The sequence below is a fragment of the Roseomonas gilardii genome (genome assembly GCF_001941945.1).
Taxonomy (GTDB): Bacteria; Pseudomonadota; Alphaproteobacteria; order Acetobacterales; family Acetobacteraceae; genus Roseomonas.
In genome coordinates this window covers 3,859,626-3,880,547 of record NZ_CP015583.1, presented here as the reverse complement: position 1 = coordinate 3,880,547, position 20,922 = coordinate 3,859,626, and the positions used below count along the sequence as shown (strand labels likewise).

Genomic DNA, 20,922 nt, shown 5'->3' with positions numbered 1-20,922 from the left:
ATTGCCCCCATGGGACGCCCCATAGGGCCGCCCGGGCCGGTCGCCTGACCCGTCCGTCTGCTGCCGGAGGCCCCGGCCTCCCGCCGCCCACAGTGATCGAAAACCGTCGTCGAGGCGAGGCTGGCTGTAAGGTCCGGGTTGCCGGGGCGACCGGCATGGGGTTGTTGCGCGCCATGCGCCGGTGGCATCACAGGAGTCGCGGGCCGGTCCGCAGATTTCGCCGGATTTTCAAAAATGGGACCTGGGCCATGTCCCGCGGAAGCCCCACTCTGGCGGGATGGCCGGAGCGGGCGCGGCGAAACCCGTTCAGGCCATGTGCGACGGAAGCAGATCCGGACCGATGACCAGGCAGTTCCTCCTGACTTGCGCGATCGGCGGCGTGCCCGCGCTGTGCCTGTTGGCCATGGGCCTGTCCGGCGCGGCGGGCTGGACGCCGGTCGTCTGGTCCCTGCTGCTCACCGCCGGGGCCTCCGCCATCCTGGCCGGGGCCGCGCTCTGGATGCTCGACCGGCTGGCCGAGGCGCTGCGCGGCGCCGCGTCCGGCACGGCCCTTTCCCTGCCGCCGATGCGCCTGTTGCGGGAGGTCGCCGAGGCGCTCGACCGCCTGACGCGCGACCTGGCCGAGAGCGGCGCGCTGGTGGGGCGGCTGCGCGCGGCGGATGCGGTGATCGTGGAGGCGCTGCCGGACCCGCTCCTGGTCCTGGGCGCGGACCGTCAGCCGCTACGGGCCAATGCCGCCGCCCGCAGGCTCTTCGGTAGCAGCACGGGCGACCATCTGCCCGGCGACCTCTGGGCCCTGCTGCGCCACCCGATGCTGGCCGGGGCGGTGGACCGTGCCCTGATGGAAGGGGCGCCGCAGGCCAGCGACCTGACCCTGCCGGCGCCGGTCTTCCGGGACCTGGTGGCGCAGGTGATCCCGCTCGACCCGCCGCTCTCCGATGGCGGGCGGCTGCTGATCCTGCTTTCCGACCGCACGCGGGACCGGGCGGTGGAACGGATGCGGGCGGATTTCGTCGCCAATGCCAGCCACGAGCTGCGCACGCCGCTGGCCAGCCTGATCGGCTTCATCGAGACGCTGCGCGGCCCCGCCGAGGACGATGCCGAGGCGCGGCGCCACTTCCTGGGAATCATGGCGGAACAGGCGGAGCGCATGCGGCGCCTGATCGACGACCTGCTGGGCCTGACGCGGATCGAGATCTCCGAGCATCAGCCGCCGGCGGGCCAGGTGGATCTGGTGGTGCTGGCGCGGGCCGAGACGGAGGCGCTGGCGCCGATCCTGGCGCTGCGCAAGACAAGGCTGCGGCTGGAGCTGGAGCCCGCCCTGGCCCGGCCCGCCGACCAGGACCAGATGGCCCAGGTGCTGCGCAACCTCGTCGAGAACGCCGTGCGCTATGGCCGGGAGGGCGGCGAGGTGTGCGTCGCGACCGGCGCGGCGGAGGGAGGTGTGTTCCTGCGGGTGAGCGATGACGGGCCGGGGATCGCGCGCGAGCACATCCCGCGACTGACCGAGCGCTTCTACCGGGTGGACAAGGGCCGTTCCCGCCATGTCGGCGGCACCGGGCTGGGCCTCGCCATCGTCAAGCACGTGGTCAACCGCCATCGGGGGCGGCTGGCGATCGAGAGCGTGTTGGGGGAGGGGGCCAGTTTCAGGGTCTGGCTGCCGGGCGTTCCGGCGCCCTATACCGGGCTTGAAGGCCGGCCGGGGCGGCGCGAGCTTTCCGTGCGGGAAGCCTGAGGCGGCCAAGGGACGGGCCCCGGCGGGCCCGGAGAGCGAGAGGAGCCCGCGGAAGGCCGCCGGAGCGGCCCCCCGCGGGAATTCCTCAGCGGCGCAGGCCGAGACGGCCGATCAGGCTCTCGTAACGGGTCTGGTCCTTGCGCTTCACATAGTCCAGCAGGCCACGGCGCTGGCCAACGAGGACCAGCAGGCCACGGCGGCTGTGGAAGTCCTTGGCGTGGGTCTTCAGGTGCTCCGTGAGGTTGGAGATGCGCTCCGACAGGATCGCAACCTGGACCTCGGGGGAGCCCGTGTCGCCGGGCTTCGTGGCGTACTCGGAAATCAGCGCGGTGCGGCGCTCGGCAGTGATCGACATCGGTTCAACCTTCTGTCTGGTCGTGGACGGGTTCGCTCCGGATCAGCCAGCGCTCGGGACGGACGAGACCGTCCTTGAGCATTGCCAGCCCCACCAGGCGCCCCCCCGTCACCACGCGCACCAGACCCCCTTCGAGGTTGGCGCCGTCGGGAACCCGGCCCATGAACTCGACCAGGGAGATGTCCTGGCCGAAGGAAAGGCGGGCGGCCTCCGCTTCGGTCACGGCCAGAGCCGGGATGTCGGCCAGCGCGGTCATGACGGGAAGAAGAAGATCCGGGGAAGGGGGCGGGGCATCGCCCGTAACGGTCAGGCTGTCAAGCGAAACCGCATGCGACTCCAGGAAGGGCCCCACGCGCAGGCGGCGCAGCGTGGCGATATGCCCGACCGTGCCCACCGCGCGGGCGAGGTCGCGGGCGAGCGAACGCATGTAGACGCCCTTGCCGCTTTCCACCGCGAAGATCGCGGTGTCGGCATCGGGGCGGGCGATCAGCTCGAACTTGTCCACCCGGGCCGGGCGCGGCATCAGCACCGGCGGCGCGCCCTCGCGCGCCAGGTCATAGGCGCGCTGCCCGTCCACCTTGATGGCGGAATAGGCGGGCGGGACCTGCATGATCTCGCCGCGGAACTGCGGCAGGGCGGCCCGGATCTCCTCGTCCGTCGGGCGGAGGTCGCTGGTCGCGGTCACCTGCCCGTCGGCATCGTCCGTGTCGCGCGCCTCGCCGAAGCGCAGCGTGAAGTGATAGGCCTTGGTGCCGTCCATCACGTAGGGGACGGTCTTGGTGGCCGAGCCGAAGGCCACCGGCAGCAGCCCGGTCGCCAGCGGGTCCAGCGTTCCGCCATGCCCGGCCTTCTGCGCGTTGAAGGCGCGCTTGACGCGATTCACCACCTCGGTGCTGCCGATGCCCGAGGGCTTGTCGATGATCAGCCAGCCATCCAGCGGCCGGCCCTTGGGCTTGCGGTGGCCGTGCCGCCCTCCGGGGCGGCCCCCCTTCTGCCCGCGGCGGTCCGCCTGGCGATCATGGGGCCGCTCGCCATGAGTCTCGCGCTGCGGCTCCTGATGCTCGCCTGCCATGCCCTGCTGTCCTCTTGGTGCCTCGACGCATGGCTACAGCGGTTCCCGTTTCCGGCGGAACGGAAATCGCGGCGGCTCACACGGCGATGAGTGGAGTTCCGGTGCCCACTGGAAACCATGGGGTCCAGCCGGGCGAAGCGCGGCGTCTAGCACGCTTCGGGCCCCGGGGAAGAGAGGCCGTGACCGGGAAGGTGGCATGTGCCGGAAGCCGGGCCCCCCACCCATCCTGGCGAGCCCGGGCGTTGCGCTTCGTGGCTGGCCCCGGTGGAGGCGCCGCCTCCCCCGGCCCCCTCCGCCGGGGACCGAAGCCGGTCCCCGGACCCCGGGGCTTTCGCTGGTGCCTGTGGTGGCCGGCAGTCCGGCACCTGATCCCCGGGAGCAGGTGGATCGGCGAGGCTCCCAGAAAAGCAAACATCCTGTCCGCGCTGGTGGCACCGGCAGTCCGCCGGAGAGCGAGGCTCTCCGGCGCGATCCGGTGTCAGCGAGTGCCAGCTATCGGCAGGTCCAGGAGCCACCGGCTCCTGGCGGATAGGGGGTCCGGGGGACAAGGCGGAGCCTTTCCCCCCGGGACGGCGCGACAGCAAAAGCGATGCCCTGGCAACGGTGGTCGGAAGGAACCGCCACCTGTCATCATGTCGTCCGGTGGATGGGGCAGGGGGCGGTATCAGCGCCGGGGTACGGGCGGCAGCAGGTTGTTGTTCTCGCGACTGCAGAAGACACGCGGCATCCAGCACGGCTGGCCGAGGCGCCAGGCGGCGGCATAGCGGCGGGGCGGGGCCGTGATGCCGGGGGGCGGAACCTCCCAGGCCGGCGTGCCCAGGAAAGGCTGCCGCAGCGAGAAGACACGGAGTCCACCCGGATAGGGGATCAGCCGGATGTCGCGCACGTTCCGCAGTGTCCGGCCGTCATCCAGCAGCGTGGCCTGGCCGAAGAAGCTCTCGTCGAAGCCTGGGGCGGGGCCTTCGTAGGACAGCATCCGGGCGGGCGTTGTGGCGGAGGCGGTCTCGGCAGGCACGAGCTGCAGGCAGAGCACCGGCACCGAGGCCAGCAGGGCCAGCGGCGCCAGCGGGAAGGCCGGGGCGCGCCGCCAGCGCAGCAGGTCCCGCAGCAGCAGGAAGGCCATCAGGCCGAAGCCCGGCATGGCCCATTTCCAGTAATGCACGTTGTTGAAGCGCCAGAGCCCGACCGGCAGCAGATCCACATAGGACAGGTAGAGCAGCGAATGCGCCACCAGCAGCAGGCCGAGCAGACGGGTGGCGGCACCATGTATCCAGGCGACGACGAGGCCGCCCAGGGCCAGGGCCATGTAGGGTGCCTGCCGCATCAGCCCCTCACCCTCGCCGAACCAGGGGCGTGGATCGACCAGCAGGGTATAGGCCTTCCAGCCCAGGCCCTGGACGGTGAAGCCCAGCCCTTGCGAGTGCAGCATGTAGTCGCTGGGCGCGAGGCCATAGATGCGGAGATGTAGCAGCGCATAGGGCACCACTGCCAGCAACCCACCCAGCACCAGCCGCAGCAGGCCGCGGCCGCGTTCCGCCCAGGAGGGGCTGCCGGAGGGGCTGCCGGAGGGGCGGCTGGAGGCGAGGAGGTCGTGCAGCACCACTGCCAGCAGGCAGAGGATGGAAAGCAACGCCTCGGTCGGGCGGAACAGGGGAATGGCGGCAGCCAGGAAGCCGATCAGGAGCGGGCGCCGCCGTGCCGGGCCGCCGCAGCCGAAATGGGCGGCGATCGTGGCCAGCAGGAGCCAGAGCAGCGCGGCCACCGGGCTGGTGTTCCAGGGCAGCACCCATTGGGCGAAGAGTAGCCGACTGCTGGCCACGCTGACGACGAAGATCAGGCTGCCCCAGGGGAGGGAGATGGCCAAGCGCCGGGCGAAGGCCAGGAAGCCGGCGTAGCAGCCGAGCAGCGAGAGCAGGTCCACGGCGAGGAAGGCGTGGTCCCGGCTCAGCCACACGAAGGGCGCCGCCACCACGGCGTAGCCCAACGGATACCAGTGCTGCGCCGGGGCGAAACTTCCCTGCGCGAGGGCGGTGGCACTGCGCAGGTAGTGGCCCTGGTCCCACCAGCCCCACCATCCTTCGGGGAACTGCGTCGAACCCCCCGGCACGGCGGGGTCGGCGGCGTAGCGCCAGAGATACAGGGCCGCGAGCAGCAGGGCGCCCAGCAGCGGCAAGGCCAGGTCCAGCCAGGCGGGGCGGGGCGCGGTGCGGACCGGCGATGCCGTCATGGGGGCGGCGCTCAAGGGCCTTCCTCCTCGGCTTCCAGACGGTCCATGGCGTCACGGATGGCGTCGGCGCTGTCGGACCAGGGGACGTGGCGGAACTCGCGGGCGACGCGCTCGCGCCAGGCCTCCAGCCCCGTCGGGTCCTCGATCACGGCGCGGATCTTGGCGCAGGCATCGTCCAGGTCGTCCGGGTCGAAGTAGCGCGCCAGCGCTCCGCCCGCCTCGGGCAACGAGGTCCGGTCCGAGGCGATGCAGGGACGCCCCAGCGCCAGGCTCTCGCTCACCGGCAGGCCCCAGCCCTCGAACAGCGAGGGGAACAGGGTGAAGCGGCAGCCGCGGTAGAGGGCGAGAAGCTCCTCGTCGGAAGGGTCGCGGATCAGGCGGATCTTGCCGCCGAGCCAATCGGCGTTCTCGAGCTGCTGCATCAGGTCGGCGACCAGCCAGCCGACGCGGCCGGCGAAGACCAGGGTGGGCACCTGCTCGCGCGGCATCTCGCCCAACAGGCGGCGCCAGACGCGGAACAGCAGGGCGTGGTTCTTGCGTGCCTCCAGCGTCGAGACGAACAGCACATAGCTGCCCGGGCGAGGCAGGCCGCGCGGCCGCGCCGAGGCCAGCCGGTCGGCCTGCCCCGCGAGGCCGAAGCCGGTGCCGATGGGGATCGGCCGCACCGGCGCCTCCAGCGCGAGGCCGGTCTCGGCGGCATAGGCTTCCACGTCACGGGCGGTGGCATGGCTGATGGCCATCAGCCGGGGGCATTCCGGCAGCACCGTCTCCACCCAGTGACGGAAGCTCCGCACCAGGTCGCGGGCGCACCATTCGGGCCGCCGCAGCGGGATCAGGTCATAAAGCAGCAGGGCAGGCCGTAGTCCGTGGCGCTGTCGCAGGCGCCGCAGCAACCCGGCATAATCCGCATGCACCCAGGGGGCGCCCAGGACCAGGAAGACATCGCCCGGACGCGCCGGCAGGGAAGGCGCTGTGGCGGGCATGGCAGCCGCCCCGGCCTGCTCCCCGGAGGATGGAGGAATGGGCGGGGCAACGGGCGGGACCCCGGAGGGAAGGGCGCCGATCTGTCGCCGGCCCCGCCACAGGGCAAGGCCACGGCGGCCGGTCCGCAGCACGTTCATCTGCAACACGGCGGTTTGCAGCAGGGCTTCCGATGTTCGCGGCGGCAGCTTCTGCAGGCGGTAGATCAGCCCGAAGCGCAGGCGTTGCAGGAAGGGCCTGTCCCGGCGGACGCGCAGCGCGAACTGGCGGCGGGGCGGCACGGCCGCCGCCGGATTCCCGCCATGACCCTCGGACAGGCTTTCGAACAGCGCGGCGATCTCGGCGAAGGGAACCTCGCGCAGCAGGTCCGGCCCCTCATCGTGGCGGACGAAGGCGACCCGTGGCTTGTCCGGTTGCCGCGCCGCCCGATCCGGCAGCACGCGCAGGATCTCGAAGACCAGGCGCTGGATGCCGCTGGGGCGCGGATTGGCGAGGGCATACTGGAAGAGGTCTTCGACATCGACCCAGATGGTGCGGGGCACAGGCTCGGCGGGCATGGAAACTGGAACCATTTCGGTGTCCGGAGATCGACCTCGAATGCCCCGGTCCGCCCATGGCGTGCCGGGTCGCGTCCCGCCTCAGCCCGGACCCAGGAGGGATCGCGGACAGGAAAGCGGCGTCAGGGCGCCCGGTTTCTTTTCCTGTTCTGTTGCATCGGCATGTCTTTCCGTTTCGCGGAGTGCCCGCCGATGCGCAAGCCCGGCCAGGGATTTCCGGTCGGCCGGATGCTTCACGGGAGCGAGTGCGACCCGGAAGCCGCAACCCGGCCGCGCGGCAGGCGGGTGCGGCACCTCTCCCTGACGCCGTGCTGACCCCCGGGGGCTCACCCGGTGGGGTGGCCGTCGGACGCCACGCGGTCGGGGAAAGCCGTCGCCCGTCTCAGCCAGCGGCGTCGCTGCCTTCGGCGGGGACCGGGCGCGGGCGGCCCTCCTCGTCCAGTGCCACGAAGGTGAAGACCGCCTCGGTCACCCGGTTGCGGTCCTCGCTGTGCCGCTCCCGCCGCCAGGCCTCCACGCGGATGCGGAGCGAGGTGCGGCCCACCGAGAGGATCTGTGCATAGAGGCTCACCTCGTCGCCCACCTTCACGGGCGAGTGGAAGCTGATCGCCTCCACCGCCACGGTGGCGCAGCGGCCGCGGGCGCGGCGGGAGGCGGCGTTGCCGGCCGCGAGATCCATCTGTGCCATCAGCCAGCCACCGAAGATGTCGCCCGACGGGTTCGTGTCCGCCGGCATGGCGATGGTGCGGATGAGCGGGGCGGACTCGGGCGGCAGTGGGTTCTTCACGGCTCTTCCTTCTCCTCGCCCTCGGCATCGTCCGCCGGGTGCAGGTCGCGGGCCACCTCGGGCCGGCGCATCAGGGCGTCGATGCGCATGGCGTGATCCAACGCCGTATCGGCCTGGAAATGCAATTCCGGCGCCGCGCGCAGCCGCACCGCCTTGGCCACCTGGGTCCGCAGATAGGGCTGGGAACGACGCAGCGCGTCCAGCAGTTCCTTGTCCGCTGTCTGCCCGAGTCGGGAGACGAAGACCGTCATGTGCTTCAGGTCGGGGGAGGCACGGACCTCTGTCACCGTCACGCGCGCGACGGCCAGTTCCGGGTCGCGCACGTCGCCGCGCGCCAGCACGGCCGCCAGGGCATGGCGGATTTCCTCGGCCACGCGGAGCTGGCGCTGGGAGGGGGCGGCCTCCGCCCCCTTTCTCTCGGCTCGCTTGCTCATCTCTCGTTCTCGCAATCTCAAAAAGAATGAGGCCCCCGCAGTATCCCGCGGAGGCCCCGTTTCGTCCGGACGGCCCCGGGCAGGGGCCGGGGCGGCAAGCCTTCTCCGGCGCGCGGCCGCCCCACCAACCCCGCGCGCGATACCCGGCCGCGTTTCGCAGCCCGGTATCAGTCGGCCGCCACGGTCTCCGTCTCGTAGCACTCGATCTGGTCGTCGACGCGGATGTCGTTGTAGTTCGCGAAGGACATGCCGCACTCGTAGCCGTTCGCCACTTCCTTCACGTCGTCCTTGAAGCGGCGCAGCGTGGACAGGGTGCCCTGGTGGATCACCACGCCGTCGCGCAGCAGGCGGACGCCCGCGCCGCGCTTCACCACGCCCTCGGTCACGCGGCAGCCGGCGATGTTGCCGAGGCGCTTGACCTCGAAGACCTGCAGGATCTGTGCGTAGCCCAGGAACTTCTCGCGCTGGATCGGGGCGAGCTTGCCCTTGACCAGCTTCTCGATGTCGTCGGCCACCTCGTAGATGATCGAGTAGTAGCGGATCTCCACGCCTTCGCGCTGGGCGAGCTCCCGCGCCTGGGTCGTGGCGCGGACGTTGAAGGCCACCACCACGGCATCGGACGCCTTGGCGAGCTGGATGTCGCTCTCGGTGATCTGGCCCACGCCGCTGTGCAGCACGCGCACCTTCACCTCGTCGCGGCTGAGCTTGCCGAGCGTTACGCCGAGCGCCTCGGCCGAGCCCTGCACGTCCGCCTTGACGACGACCGCCACCTCCTTCTGCTCGCCCGCCTGGATGCGGGCCAGCATGTCGTTCAGCGTGCCCCGGCTGGCGCTCAGCGCGGCGGCCACCTTCTCGCGGGCCTGGCGCTGGCGGAACTCGGAGATCTCCTTCGCCCGGCCCTCGTCCTCGACGGCGACGAAGTTCTCGCCGGCCGAGGGGACGCCCGAGAGGCCCAGGATCTCCACCGGCACGGAGGGCAGGGCCTCCTTCACGTTGCGCGCCTTGTCGTCGATCAGCGCACGGACGCGGCCCCATTCGGTGCCGGCCACCACGATGTCGCCCTGGCGCAGCGTGCCCTTCTGGACCAGCACGGTGGCCACCGGGCCACGGCCCTTGTCCAGCTTGGACTCGATCACCGTACCCTCGCCGGCGCGGTCCGGGTTGGCGCGCAGGTCCAGCACCTCGGCCTGCAGGGAGATCGCCTCCAGCAGCTTGTCGAGGTTGGTGCCCTTGAGCGCGGAGACCTCGATCTCCTGCGTGTCGCCGCCCAGGGACTCCACCACGATCTCGTGCTGCAGCAGCTCCTGCCGCACGCGGTCGGGATTCACCCCCGGCTTGTCGATCTTGTTCACCGCCACGATCAGCGGGACGTTCGCTGCCTTGGCGTGGCGGATCGCCTCGACCGTCTGGGGCATCACGCCGTCATCGGCCGCCACCACCAGCACCACCATGTCCGTCACCGAGGCGCCGCGGGCGCGCATGGCCGTGAAGGCCTCGTGGCCCGGGGTGTCGATGAAGGTGACCTTGGAGCCGTCCGGCACCGTGATCTGGTAGGCGCCGATATGCTGCGTGATGCCGCCGGCCTCGCGCGCCGCCACGTCGGTCTTGCGCAGCGCGTCCAGCAGGCTGGTCTTGCCGTGATCGACATGGCCCATGATGGTCACGACCGGCGGACGCGGCAGCAGCTCGTCGTCCTGATCGACCGCGCCCCCCAGGCCCAGCTCCACATCGCTTTCCGAGACGCGACGCGGACGGTGGCCGAACTCGGTCACCACCAGCTCCGCCGTGTCGGCGTCGATGGACTGGGTCAGGGTCGCCATCACGCCCATGCGGAACAACGCCTTCACCACCTCGCCGCCACGGGCGGCCATGCGGTTCGCCAACTCCTGCACGGTGATGACGTCGGGGATGGTGACGTCGCGGACGACCTTCACCCCATCCGAACGCAGGCGCGCCAGTTCCGCCTGACGCCGCTCGCGCTCGCGGGCACGGCGGACGGAGGCGAGCGAGCGGGAACGGTCGTCCTCGCCCTCGATCGCGGCCTGGACGTCGATCCGGCCCTCGCGGCGCCGGTCGGCCCCCACGGGGGGTTTGCGCGCCGGGGGCGCCGCCGGGCGGCGGGCCGCCGGAGCGGTGGAAGGTCCGGCACGGCGCGACGGAGTGCGGCGATCGGTTTCCTCGATGGCGGGGGCGCCGCTGGCGATCGGCAGACGGGGCGCACCGGCACCCGCACCGCCACCAGGGCCGCGTGCACCGTAGCCACCGCCACCGGCACCGCCGGGGCCACCCGAACGGGCGCCATAGCCGCCGCCACCGGCACCGCCGGGACCACCCGAACGGGCGCCATAGCCGCCGCCACCAGCACCGCCGGGACCACCCGAACGGGCGCCATAGCCGCCGCCACCGGCACCGCCGGGACCACCCGAACGGGCGCCATAGCCGCCGCCACCAGCACCGCCGGGACCACCCGAACGGGCGCCATAGCCGCCGCCACCAGCACCGCCGGGACCACCCGAACGGGCGCCATAGCCACCGCCGGCACCGCCAGGACCACCCGAACGGGCGCCATAGCCACCGCCGGCACCGCCGGGACCACCCGAACGGGCGCCATAGCCGCCACCGGCACCGCCAGGACCACCCGAACGGGCGCCATAGCCGCCACCGGCGCTATCGCGGTCGCGGCCGAAATCACGGGCCGGACGATCATCGCGAACCGGACGTTCGTCGCGCACGGGCCGGTCGTCGCGCGGCCGTTCCTCGCGGACCGGCACGCGGGCCTGGACCGGGGCCGGAGCCACGGGAGCGGGCGCGGCAGGCGCCGGCTGCTCGGGCTGTGCAGGCGCGGCGGCCGCCGCGGCACGGCGACGGGATTCTTCCTCGGCAGCGCGGCGGGAGGCTTCCTCGGCGGCCTGCTTCGCTTCCTCGGCGGCGCGGCGCTGCGCCTCCTCCTCGACGACACGGCGCTGGGCTTCCTCGGCGGCCGAGCGGATCGCCAGGGCCTGGCGCTCACGCTCCTCGCGCTGCCGCTGGGCCTCCAGCCGGCGCTGCTCCTCCAGCACGCGCAGGCGGTTGGCCTGCTCGCCCTGGGTCAGCGGCCGGCCTGCCTGCGGCGCACCGCCGCCGCCGCGCGAACCCGAACCGGAACGTGCGGCACCACCGGGGCGGCCGCCCGACGCGGCGCCGGGCCGGGCCGGGCCCGTCGCGGCGACCGGCGCGGGGGCCGGGGTACGCTTCTTCACAACCTCGACCTGCACGGTCTTGGAGCGGCCATGGCTGAAGGACTGGCGCACGCTGCCTGCCGCTTCCGTCTTGCCGAGCTCCAACCTTCCGCCGGGCCTCAGGCTCAGCCGACCCTTGGCCGCGTCCTGCTCGTTCCCGTCGCTCATCGGCCCGCTATCTGTACCCGTCGTATTCTTTTCAGCCACGCACACTCTCCACGGCGCTGATGAAGCCGCCCAGACGGGCCGCCTCTCGCGCGATCTCCTGGGCCAAACGGCCCTTTGCGACCGCCACGTGCACCGCGTGGTCGCGTCCGAAAATTCCCCCCAGCTCCGCCGCCGTCAGGGCGGCGAAGACCGGGATGTCCCTGGCCCCGACCAGCCGCGAGCGTTCCGCCGCGCTGCCATCGGAAGCCTGCGCCACCAGGCCGGCCCGGCCGGCCTGCAGCCATTCACGCGCCTGCTGGAAGCCGCACACGGCCTGTCCCGCACGCCGCGCGAAACCCAGAAGGTCCCGCAGGCGCTGCCTCAGGCCAGCCTCGATCCGTGCATTCAGGTCGGGAGGAAGGTTGACCGGCCCACGGGCCGCCCTGGCAAAGGCCGCGCGCTTGAGCGCGGCTTCTAGCACATCGGCCCGCGCGCTCAACCACATTCCCCGCCCAGGCAGCCGTTCGGCCAGGTCAGGAACGAGTTCCCGACCTGGACCGATGACAAACCGGATCATGCTCTCCTTCGGGAAGCTCTCGCGCGTCACCACACAGCGGCGCAGCGGTCCCTTCTCCTCGGGATCGGGTTGCCCCATCTCCGCCGGCATGCCGGACGGATCGCCGGAGGGCGCCTGCATGGCTCCCTCGGCGTCGGGCCGGCCCGTTATGACATCGCGTGTGTCATCATGGTTCGGTACGGGTGGCGTTGTCTGTCTCCTCACCGGAATTTCCGGCATCGGCGTGGCCGGCCGCCTCGGCGGCCCCTTCCTCGCCCTCGAACCAGTGCTGGCGCGCCGCCATGATGATGGCGTTCGCCGTCTCCTCGTCGATGCTGTCCTCGCCCAGGATCTCGACCAGCTCGTCGGAAGCCAGGTCGCCCAGGTCGTCGAGCGTCTTGATGCCCTTCTCGCCGAGAGTCACGAGCGTCGCCGGGCTGAAGCCGCCGACCTCGGCCACGGCGTCGTCCACGCCCAGGGCGCGGCGCTTGTCGTCCAGCTCCTGGTCCCGGCTTTCCAGCCAGGAATGGCCGCGGCGCTTCAGCTCCTGGGCCACGGTCTCGTCGAAGCCCTCGATCTCGGCCAGTTCCTCGTCCGGGGCGTCCACGACCTCCTCGATCGTGGTGAAGCCCTCGGTGACCAGCAGGCCTGCGATCACGTCGTCCACGTCCAGCCCATCGACGAAGAGGCTGGTGCGCTTGCGGAAATCCTCCTGGCGCCGCTCGCTCTCCTCGGTCTCCGTCTGGATGTCGATGTCGAAGCGGGTCAGCTGGGAGGCGAGGCGCACGTTCTGGCCACGGCGCCCGATGGCCAGCGAAAGCTGGTCATCGGGCACCACGACTTCAACCCGGCGCCCCTCATCGTCCAGCACCACCTTGGTCACCTCGGCCGGGGCCAGGGCGTTCACCAGGAAGGTCGCCGGGTCGCCGGACCAGGGGATGATGTCGATGCGCTCGCCCTGCAGTTCCGCCACCACGGCCTGCACGCGCGATCCGCGCATGCCGACGCAGGCGCCGACCGGGTCGATGGAGCTGTCGCGCGAGATCACCGCCATCTTGGCGCGGGAACCCGGGTCGCGGGCCACGGCCTTGATCTCGATGATGCCGTCGTAGATCTCCGGCACCTCCTGAGCAAACAGCTTGGCCAGGAAGCCCGGATGGGTGCGGGAGAGGAAGATCTGCGGGCCCCGCGTCTCCTCGCGCACGTCATAGATATAGGCGCGCACCCGGTCGCCGTTGCGGAAGGCCTCGCGCGGGATGGTCTCGTCGCGGCGCAGCAGCGCCTCGGCCCGGCCGAGATCGACCATCAGGTTGCCGTACTCGGTGCGCTTGACCACGCCGTTGATGATCTCGCCGACGCGGTCCTTGTACTCGTCGAACTGCTTCTTGCGCTCGACCTCGCGCACCCGCTGCACGATCACCTGCTTGGCGGTCTGGGCGGCGATGCGGCCGAAATCGATCGGCGGCAGGGGATCGACGATGAACTGCCCCGCCTCGATCTCCGGCTGGAACTTGAGCGCGATCCGCAGCGGGATCTGCGTCTCCTCGTTCTCGACCGTGTCGGCGTCCACCACCTCGGTCCAGCGGGAGAGCTTCACCTCGCCGGAGCGCCGGTCGATGGTGGCGCGGATGTCCTTCTCGGCGCCGTACTTGGCGCGGCCGGCTTTCTGGATGGCCTGCTCCATGGCCTCCAGCACCTCGTCGCGCTCGATCATCTTCTCGCGCGCGACGGCGTCGGCCACCTGCAGCAGTTCGGGGCGAAGGACGGAGGCGTCCAGAGCCATTGGCGTCAGTTCCTCTTCGCGTGCGGCTTGCGGCGCGGCTGCTCGTCCGCCTCTTCGGCGTCTCCGGCCTCGCCCGCCGTTTCCGCCGCCGTGGCGGCGATCAACTCGTCGGTCAGCACCAGCTTGGCGCGGCGGATGGTGTCGCAGGGGATCACCGCCTCGCCGCCTTCGTCCAGCCGGAGCCTTACCTCATTCTCGTCCGCCGCCAGGATGCGGCCCTTCCAGCGCCGGCGCCCGTCCTGCGGCACCAGAAGCTCCACCGTGGCGACATGCCCGGCGAAGCGGAGCCAGTCCTTGGTGCGCGTCAGCGGCCGGTCGATGCCGGCGGAGGACACTTCGAGGTTCCATTCGCCGCTGAACGGGTCCTCGACATCCAGCACGGCGCCGACGGCGTGGCTGATCGCCTCGCAATCCTCCACGCCGATCATCGCGCCATCGGCGCGGTCGGCCATGATCTGCACCGTGGGGGTCCGTGTCCCGCTGACCTGCACGCGCACCAGTTCGTAGCCCATGCCGGTCAGCGTGGGCTCCACCGCGCGCGCCAGCCTCGCCTCCAGGCCACCGGTCAGATCGGGCGTGCCCGGGGCGGTGTCGCTGGCGGCGTCGTCACTCTCGCGGTCGTCGTGGTCGGGCTTCGGCAATAAAAAAAGGCGGCCCGTGAAGGCCACCCCCCTGAAAACGGCGGATTGTCTCCGCAGGGATGTAGTGCCGTGAGACAGGGGAAGCAAGAGGATTCCACTGGGGTGCCTTCCGGCCCGGCATTCGGAGGAAGGCGGCACCTCTTTCCGGAGACGGCTCATGGTCCGGGTTCCGCGTGGTGGGGCCGGACCCGACCGGAAAGGCCCGCTGGATGCACCCGCCATATATAGAGAGAGACTCCAGTCCGCATGGCCCCCACAACACGCTGCAACCACTCCTTCGGGGGCCGTGCCGCGAGCTGCCTGCCCCCGAAGGGGTGGTTGCGGCCCGGGAAAGGCACCGATATATCCGACAAGGAATAGCGAAGCGGAGACTCCCCATGCGTCGTCGGCTTTTCGCCTCGGCCCTCGCCCTCTGCCTGGCGGCGCCTCTGGCGGGCCTGTCCGGCGCGCGGGCGCAGGAGGTCGAGGGTCCCACGGTCTTCGCCGCCGCCAGCCTGACGGACGCCATGCGCGCCCTGGGTGAGGCCTGGAAGGCCAAGGGCCATCCGGCGCCACGCTTCTCCTTCGCCGCCTCGTCCGCCCTGGCGCGCCAGATGGAACAGGGCGCGCCCGCCGACATCTTCGCCTCCGCCGACGAGCCCTGGATGGATTACGTCCAGCAGCGCGGGCTGATCGTGGATGGCACGCGGGTCAGCCCGCTGGCCAATGCCCTGGTGCTGATCGCCCCCGCCGACAAGCCAGCGCCGAAGGTGACGCTGACCCGGGATACGGATCTCTCGGCGCTGCTCGGCGCCGATGGGCGGATTGCGACCGGCGACCCCTCCAACGTGCCGGTGGGCAAGTACGCCCAGGCGGCGCTGGGCTGGATGGGGCAGTGGGATAAGCTCTCGCCGCGCCTGGCGCGGGCGGACAACGTGCGTTCCGCCCTGCTGCTGGTGGAACGGGGGGAAGCGCCGCTCGGCATCGTCTATTCCACCGATGCCGCGATCTCGAAGGGCGTGCGGGTCGTGGCCACCTTCCCGGCGGAGAGCCACCCGCCGATCACCTATCCTTTCGCCCTGGCGAAGCAGGCCGAGGGGAATGCTCCGGCACGGGACTTCCTGGCCTTCATCACGGGCCCCGAATCGGCGCCGGTCTATCAGCGCTTCGGCTTCGCCCTGCGCCACCCATAGGGCATGATCCATTGGCCCATTGGACCCTGACCGCCCCTTGACCGTCCGATCCCGCCCGGCGGCCTGATCCCCGGCCCGCGCCCCGCATGACCTGGCCCGACAATCCGGCAGGCTGGCTGACGCCCGAGGAATGGCAGGCCGTGCGCCTCAGCCTGGAGGTGGCGCTGCGCTCGGTGGTGTTCGGCCTGCCCCCGGCGGTGCTGGTGGCCTGGCTGCTGGCCCGGCACCGCTTTCCGGGGCGTGCCCTGCTCGACGCCTTCGTCCACCTGCCGCTGGTGATGCCGCCCGTGGTGGTGGGCTGGCTGCTGCTGGTCAACTTCGGCATCCGCGGCCCGGTCGGGTCGCTGCTGAACGACTGGTTCGGCATCCGGCTGGTCTTCACCACCGCCGGCGCCTCGCTCGCCACCGCGACCATGTCCTTCCCGCTGATCGTGCGCGCGGTGCGCCTCAGTCTGGATTCCGTCGATCCGGGGCTGGAGGCAGCGGCGCGCACGCTCGGCGCCGGGCCGCTGGACCGCTTCGTGACGCTGACCCTGCCGCTGATCTCGCCCGGCATCCTGTCCGGCGCCATCACCGCCTTCGCCGCCGGGCTGGGCGAGTTCGGCGCGGTGATCACCTTCGCCTCCAACATCCCGGGCCGGACCCAGACCCTGCCGCTGGCGATCTATGCCGCCACCCAGACCCCGGGCGGCGAGGCGACGGCGGCCAAGCTGGCGGCGGTCTCCTTCGTCCTGGCCGTGCTGGGCCTGCTGCTGGCGGAATTCGCCGGGCGGCGGATGCAGGTCATGCTCGGCCGGGCGCCGCGCTGATGCCACACCCATCCGGCGCGGCGCGGCGGCACGGCTGATGCTGGAAGTCCGCCTGCGCCACCGCTTTCGCGCGCCCGCCCCAGACGTGCCGGGCTTTGCCATCGACGCGTCCTTCGCTTCCCCGACGCCGGGCGTCACGGCGGTCTTCGGCCCTTCGGGCTGTGGCAAGTCCACCCTGCTCGCTGCGGTGGCCGGACTGCTGCGCCCGCAGGAGGGGCGGATCGCGCTGGATGGCATGGTGCTGTTCGACAGCGCGGCACGGCGCATGCTGCCGCCCGAACAGCGGCGCTGCGGCGTGGTCTTCCAGGATTCGCGGCTCTTCCCGCATCTCTCGGTGGACACCAACCTGCGCTACGGACTGCGCCGGGCACCGCGTGGCGCGGAGGGACCGGGCTTCGAGGAGGTGGTGGCGCTGCTCGGCATCGGCCACCTGCTGCGCCGCCGCCCCGCCGCCCTGTCCGGGGGCGAGAGACAGCGTGTCGCCCTGGGGCGTGCCCTGCTGTCGCGCCCCCGCCTGCTGCTGATGGACGAGCCCCTGGCCGCGCTGGACGCCGCGCGCAAGGCGGAGGTCCTGCCCTTCCTGACGCGGCTGCGCGACCGGCTCAGCATCCCCGTGCTCTACGTCACCCATGCGATGGAGGAGGTGGACCGGCTGGCGGACCGGCTGGTGCTGATGGAGGCGGGGCGCGTGCTCGCCGAGGGCAGTGTCGAGGAACTCTCCGCCCGCACCGATCTGCCCTTGCTCGCCGGGCGGCGGGATGCGGGCGTGCTGCTCGCCTGCACGGTGCGGGAGCGGGCGGCGGGGGAAGGGCTGGCCCGGCTGGGCTTCGAGGGCGGCGAGCTCCTGCTGCCATCGCTGCCGGATGCGCCGGGCACGCGGCTGCGCGTCCGGGTGCGGGCGCGGGACGTGTCGGTCGCCATCGAGGCGCCGCGCGGGATCTCGGTGCGCAACGTGCTGCCCGTGCGGCTGGAGGAGATCGGGCCGGATGCGGGGGAGGAGGTGCTGTTGCGCCTCCGCCTGGGTTCCGGCGGCGTGCTCCTGTCGCGTATCACCGCCGAGGCGGCGCGCCGCCTGGACCTGCGCCCGGGGCAGCCGCTCTGGGCCCTGGTGAAATCGGTCGCCCTCAGCCAGGGTGGCGCGGCCCGCGAGGAAGAGCCGGGCTGACCCGCCGGGGCGAGGGGGCGGGGAAGAATTTCGGGAGATGGCATTGGCAGGCAGCAAGGCGGCGTCGCGCCACCAGCGGATTCTCGCTTTGATCGGACAGCGTGGCTACGTGTCCAACGAGGAGCTGGCGCGGGAATTCGACGTCACCGTGCAGACGGTGCGGCGCGACGTGAACGCGCTGGCGGAGGAAGGCCGGGTCGCCCGCCACCATGGCGGCGCGGGGCTGGCCTCCTCCACCGAGAACATCGCCTATGCCGAGCGGCAGGTGCTGAACCCGCAGGCCAAGGAGGCCATCGCCCGGCAGGCGGCGGCGGAGATCCCCGACCGTTCCTCCCTCTTCATCAATATCGGCACCACCACCGAGGCCCTGGCCCACGCCCTGCTGGGGCACCGGGAGCTGCGCGTCATCACCAACAACCTCAACGTGGCGGCGCTGCTGTCCAACCGCACGGATTTTTCCGTCGTGGTCACGGGCGGCACGGTGCGCAACCGCGACGGCGGCATCGTCGGCCAGACGGTGAGCGACATGATCGCCGAGTTCCGGGTGGATTTCGGCATCCTCGGCATCAGCGGCATCGACGAGGACGGGACGCTGCTGGATTTCGACCCGGACGAGATCCGCGCCGCCCGCGCCATCCTGCGCCATTCGCGGCAGAGCTTCCTGCTGGCCGACCACACCAAGTTCGCCCGCCGCCCCATGGTGCGGCTCGGCTCCATCACCGAGGTCTCGGCGCTCTTCACCGACCAGCCGCCGCCGCGCGCCATCCAGGCGCTGCTGCGCGAGCATGGGGTGGCCTGTCACGTGGCGGGCCGCCCCCGTGCGGATGCGAAGCCGGCGCCGGAGGGCTGAGACACCGGCAAGCCGCCGAGAGCATGGCCTTCCGGAACGGGCGGGAAGGCCGCCCCGTTGCGCCTACATCGGCCCCGGCGGCAGGGGCGAGCCGTCGATCAGGCGCTTGTAGCGGAAGGGCGTCGGATCGACGATCGGCGCGTCTCCCGCCACCAGATCCGCCGCCAGCCTGCCGGCCCCCGGGCCGATGCCGAAGCCATGGCCGCTGAAGCCGGTGGAAAGCGTCAGCCCCGGCAGCTTCTCCACCGGGGAGATCACCGGCACCGCATCGGGCATGAAGTCGATCCAGCCGCCCCAGGCATTCTTCATCTTGATCCCTGCCAGAGCCGGATAGGCCTCCACGAGCTGCTTCAGTGCCTCGTCCACCGTGCCGGTATCGGGCGCGGGGTCGAAGACGCGGATACGCTCGAAGGGGGTGGGCTTGTCCGCGCTCCAGCGGCCGAGCGCCTCCGGCCCTTCCAGGAAGGAGCGGCCGATGCTGATCTTCACCCCGCCCGCGCGCCGCTTCTGGAAAGCCGGCCAGAACTTGCGGGCATAGCGCAGCCCCTGCGGCGTCAGCTCCACCAGCCCGCGCCCCCGGATGGAGACGGTATAGCCACCATCCAGCCGCCGCCGGATGACGAAGCCCGGGGTGGAGAGCCCGCCCGCGGTCACCTCCGGCGCCTCGGTGGTGGAGAAGGCGGTGGAGCGCGCGCCGGCCTGCGGCAGATCGATGCCCAAGCTGCGGCAGAACATCGAGGACCAGGCGCCGCCGGCGAGAAGCACGGCCTGGGTGCGGATCGTGCCCTTCTCGGTCACCACGGCGGAAACGCGCCCACCCTTGGTTTCCAGCCCGCGCGCGGCACAGCCCTGGTGGATGGTGACGCCGCGCCGCCGCGCCGCCTCGGCCAGAGCGGGAGCGGCCTTGGAGGGTTCGGCACGGCCGTCGGTCGGCGAATGCACGCCGCCGATCCACTTCTTCGTGCAGCCCGGCGTCAGCGCGTTCGCTTCCTCGGCGGTGAGCATCCGGCTGTGCACCTGATACTCGCGGGCGAGGTTCGACCACTCCTCCCATTCGTCCAGGTCGGATTGCTGGTCCGTGGTGTAGATCAGCCCGGTGCGGCGGAAACTGACATCGGCGCCGATCTCCTCGCTCAGCCGGCCCCAGAGATCCAGGCTGTACTTGATCAGCGGCAGTTCCCGCTCATCGCGGTTCTGCTGCCGGCACCAGCCCCAGTTGCGGCTGGACTGCTCGCCCGCGATCACGCCCTTCTCGATCAGCGCGACCGAATGCCCTTTCCCGGCGAGGTGCCAGGCCGCCGAGACGCCGGCGATGCCGCCGCCGATCACCACCACATCGGCGGCTTCCGGCAGCTTCGGGTCACTCTGAACTTGATCGACGGGCGGCGACATGTGAGGCGTTGTCCTGGGTCAGGAGAGAAGGGCGGCGACCGCTATCCCGCGGGTTGCAGGCTGAGGTCGTCGCGGATGCAGGCGGTGAGGTGGCCGGGCGCGACCTGGCGCAGCGGCGGCCGCTCCGTCGCGCAGGCCGGAAGGGCGTAGGGGCAGCGCGTGCGGAAGGAACAGCCGGAAGGCGGGTTGAGCGGGCTCGGCACGTCGCCCGTCAGCACGATACGCTTGCGGCGGCGCGTCGGGTCGGGGTCGGGCGCGGCGGAAAGCAACGCCTCGGTATAGGGATGGCGTGGCGCGGTGAAGAGCGAGCGGGTTTCCGTGATCTCCACCAGCCGGCCCAGATACATCACCGCCACGCGGTCGGACATGTGCCCCACCACGGCGAGGTCGTGCGCGATGACCAGCATGGTCAGGCCCAGCCGGTCGCGCAGCTCCAGCATCAGGTTCACCACCTGCGCCTGGATAGAGACGTCGAGCGCGCTCACCGGCTCGTCCGCCACGATGAAGTCCGGCCGCGTCACCAGGGCGCGCGCCAGGCCGATGCGCTGGCGCTGCCCGCCGGAGAATTCATGCGGGTAGCGCTGCGCGTGCTGCGGCAGCAGGCCGACGAGGCGCAGTGCCTCCTCCACCTTCTCCATCCGCTCCGCCTGCGTGTCGCCGATGCCGTGGATCTCCAGCGGCGAGGCGACGATCCGCTCCACCGTCATACGCGGGTTCAGCGAGGCATAGGGGTCCTGGAAGACCAGCTGCATCTGCCGCCGCAGCGGGCGCAGCCGGGCGCGCGACAGGGTGGTGATGTCCTCGCCCTTGAAGCGGATGCTGCCCTCGGTCGGCTCCAGCAGGCGCAGCGCGGTGCGGCCCACCGTGCTCTTGCCCGAGCCGGATTCTCCGACGAGGCTCAGGATTTCCCCCGGCCGGATGGAGAAGGAAAGCCCGTCGATGGCGCGGAGCTGCTGCCGCCCCCGCCCGAAGAGCCCACCCCCGACCGGGAAGTGCTTGCGGAGGTCCCGCACCTCCAGAAGCGGTGCGGGTGGCATCGTC

Annotated in this window: 16 protein-coding genes and 2 pseudogenes; 5 read left to right on the top strand and 13 right to left on the bottom strand. The window is 71.7% G+C overall.

The window, feature by feature from the left end:
• Positions 1-340 precede the first annotated feature (340 nt).
• Entirely contained in the window at positions 341-1,735 is a 1,395-nt protein-coding gene (locus RGI145_RS17565) for an ATP-binding protein (protein WP_075799388.1), read from the top strand.
• Between the two features lie 85 nt (positions 1,736-1,820).
• Here RGI145_RS17565 and rpsO read toward each other — a convergent pair whose 3' ends face one another.
• The 11 genes and pseudogenes from rpsO to rimP all read right to left on the bottom strand — a co-directional run bounded on the left by rpsO (position 1,821) and on the right by rimP (position 14,493).
• Positions 1,821-2,090: a 30S ribosomal protein S15 gene (gene rpsO, locus RGI145_RS17560; RefSeq protein ID WP_075799387.1), complete on the bottom strand. Its 270-nt coding sequence runs from the start codon at positions 2,088-2,090 to the stop codon at positions 1,821-1,823.
• 4 nt (positions 2,091-2,094) lie between these two features.
• Positions 2,095-3,162 (bottom strand): tRNA pseudouridine(55) synthase TruB, encoded by a 1,068-nt coding sequence (truB, locus tag RGI145_RS17555; RefSeq protein WP_075799386.1) that lies wholly within the window; start codon positions 3,160-3,162, stop codon positions 2,095-2,097.
• A gap of 664 nt (positions 3,163-3,826) precedes the next feature.
• Complete coding sequence (locus tag RGI145_RS17550; protein ID WP_156878588.1) at positions 3,827-5,404, bottom strand: hypothetical protein; 1,578 nt, start codon at positions 5,402-5,404, stop codon at positions 3,827-3,829.
• On the bottom strand, positions 5,401-6,927 hold the full coding sequence (locus RGI145_RS17545) for a glycosyltransferase family 4 protein (protein WP_075799384.1): 1,527 nt from the start codon (positions 6,925-6,927) through the stop codon (positions 5,401-5,403). The genes RGI145_RS17550 and RGI145_RS17545 overlap by 4 nt, the downstream gene beginning before the upstream one ends.
• Before the next feature lie 382 nt (positions 6,928-7,309).
• A complete protein-coding gene (locus RGI145_RS17540) occupies positions 7,310-7,663 on the bottom strand; it encodes an acyl-CoA thioesterase (RefSeq protein ID WP_237183302.1) in 354 nt (117 codons plus the stop codon).
• A 47-nt stretch (positions 7,664-7,710) separates the two neighbouring features.
• Positions 7,711-8,148 carry a 30S ribosome-binding factor RbfA gene (gene rbfA / locus RGI145_RS17535; RefSeq protein ID WP_075799382.1) on the bottom strand — a complete coding sequence of 146 codons (438 nt, stop codon included), beginning with the start codon at positions 8,146-8,148 and terminating at the stop codon, positions 7,711-7,713.
• Between the two features lie 167 nt (positions 8,149-8,315).
• Positions 8,316-10,570 (bottom strand): annotated as a pseudogene (gene infB / locus RGI145_RS26160) (translation initiation factor IF-2); the annotation flags it as partial.
• Between the two features lie 847 nt (positions 10,571-11,417).
• Positions 11,418-11,534 (bottom strand): annotated as a pseudogene (locus RGI145_RS26225) (hypothetical protein); the annotation flags it as partial.
• A gap of 31 nt (positions 11,535-11,565) precedes the next feature.
• Positions 11,566-12,180: an RNA-binding protein gene (locus tag RGI145_RS17520; RefSeq protein WP_075800166.1), complete on the bottom strand. Its 615-nt coding sequence runs from the start codon at positions 12,178-12,180 to the stop codon at positions 11,566-11,568.
• 76 nt (positions 12,181-12,256) lie between these two features.
• Entirely contained in the window at positions 12,257-13,852 is a 1,596-nt protein-coding gene (gene nusA, locus RGI145_RS17515) for a transcription termination factor NusA (protein WP_075799381.1), read from the bottom strand.
• 5 nt (positions 13,853-13,857) lie between these two features.
• A complete protein-coding gene (gene rimP / locus RGI145_RS17510) occupies positions 13,858-14,493 on the bottom strand; it encodes a ribosome maturation factor RimP (RefSeq protein WP_156878587.1) in 636 nt (211 codons plus the stop codon).
• A gap of 377 nt (positions 14,494-14,870) precedes the next feature.
• Between rimP and modA the strand changes: the two genes are divergently transcribed.
• From modA to RGI145_RS17490, 4 genes are all read left to right on the top strand, one after another.
• Positions 14,871-15,665, top strand: a complete 795-nt coding sequence (gene modA, locus RGI145_RS17505) for a molybdate ABC transporter substrate-binding protein (RefSeq protein ID WP_075799380.1) — start codon at positions 14,871-14,873, stop codon at positions 15,663-15,665.
• 86 nt (positions 15,666-15,751) lie between these two features.
• Positions 15,752-16,474 (top strand): molybdate ABC transporter permease subunit, encoded by a 723-nt coding sequence (gene modB, locus RGI145_RS17500; protein WP_075799379.1) that lies wholly within the window; start codon positions 15,752-15,754, stop codon positions 16,472-16,474.
• A gap of 37 nt (positions 16,475-16,511) precedes the next feature.
• Entirely contained in the window at positions 16,512-17,639 is a 1,128-nt protein-coding gene (modC, locus tag RGI145_RS17495; protein WP_075799378.1) for a molybdenum ABC transporter ATP-binding protein, read from the top strand.
• Positions 17,640-17,682: 43 nt separating this feature from the next.
• Positions 17,683-18,489: a DeoR/GlpR family DNA-binding transcription regulator gene (locus RGI145_RS17490; protein ID WP_237183122.1), complete on the top strand. Its 807-nt coding sequence runs from the start codon at positions 17,683-17,685 to the stop codon at positions 18,487-18,489.
• A 63-nt stretch (positions 18,490-18,552) separates the two neighbouring features.
• Here RGI145_RS17490 and RGI145_RS17485 read toward each other — a convergent pair whose 3' ends face one another.
• Positions 18,553-19,881 carry an NAD(P)/FAD-dependent oxidoreductase gene (locus RGI145_RS17485; protein ID WP_075799376.1) on the bottom strand — a complete coding sequence of 443 codons (1,329 nt, stop codon included), beginning with the start codon at positions 19,879-19,881 and terminating at the stop codon, positions 18,553-18,555.
• Between the two features lie 41 nt (positions 19,882-19,922).
• Positions 19,923-20,918, bottom strand: coding sequence for an ABC transporter ATP-binding protein (locus RGI145_RS17480; protein WP_075799375.1), 996 nt, complete (start codon positions 20,916-20,918; stop codon positions 19,923-19,925).
• Between the last annotated feature and the right edge of the window lie 4 nt (positions 20,919-20,922).

Coding starts and splice junctions, on each gene's coding strand:
- RGI145_RS17545 (WP_075799384.1), bottom strand. CDS start 6,927: ATGCCCGCCGAGCCTGTGCCCCGCACCATCTGGGTCGATGTCGAAGAC.
- modC (WP_075799378.1), top strand. CDS start 16,512: ATGCTGGAAGTCCGCCTGCGCCACCGCTTTCGCGCGCCCGCCCCAGAC.
- RGI145_RS17565 (WP_075799388.1), top strand. CDS start 341: ATGACCAGGCAGTTCCTCCTGACTTGCGCGATCGGCGGCGTGCCCGCG.
- modB (WP_075799379.1), top strand. CDS start 15,752: ATGACCTGGCCCGACAATCCGGCAGGCTGGCTGACGCCCGAGGAATGG.
- truB (WP_075799386.1), bottom strand. CDS start 3,162: ATGGCAGGCGAGCATCAGGAGCCGCAGCGCGAGACTCATGGCGAGCGG.
- modA (WP_075799380.1), top strand. CDS start 14,871: ATGCGTCGTCGGCTTTTCGCCTCGGCCCTCGCCCTCTGCCTGGCGGCG.
- RGI145_RS17480 (WP_075799375.1), bottom strand. CDS start 20,918: ATGCCACCCGCACCGCTTCTGGAGGTGCGGGACCTCCGCAAGCACTTC.
- RGI145_RS17520 (WP_075800166.1), bottom strand. CDS start 12,180: ATGCCGGCGGAGATGGGGCAACCCGATCCCGAGGAGAAGGGACCGCTG.
- rbfA (WP_075799382.1), bottom strand. CDS start 8,148: ATGAGCAAGCGAGCCGAGAGAAAGGGGGCGGAGGCCGCCCCCTCCCAG.
- rpsO (WP_075799387.1), bottom strand. CDS start 2,090: ATGTCGATCACTGCCGAGCGCCGCACCGCGCTGATTTCCGAGTACGCC.
- RGI145_RS17540 (WP_237183302.1), bottom strand. CDS start 7,663: ATGCCGGCGGACACGAACCCGTCGGGCGACATCTTCGGTGGCTGGCTG.
- RGI145_RS17485 (WP_075799376.1), bottom strand. CDS start 19,881: ATGTCGCCGCCCGTCGATCAAGTTCAGAGTGACCCGAAGCTGCCGGAA.
- nusA (WP_075799381.1), bottom strand. CDS start 13,852: ATGGCTCTGGACGCCTCCGTCCTTCGCCCCGAACTGCTGCAGGTGGCC.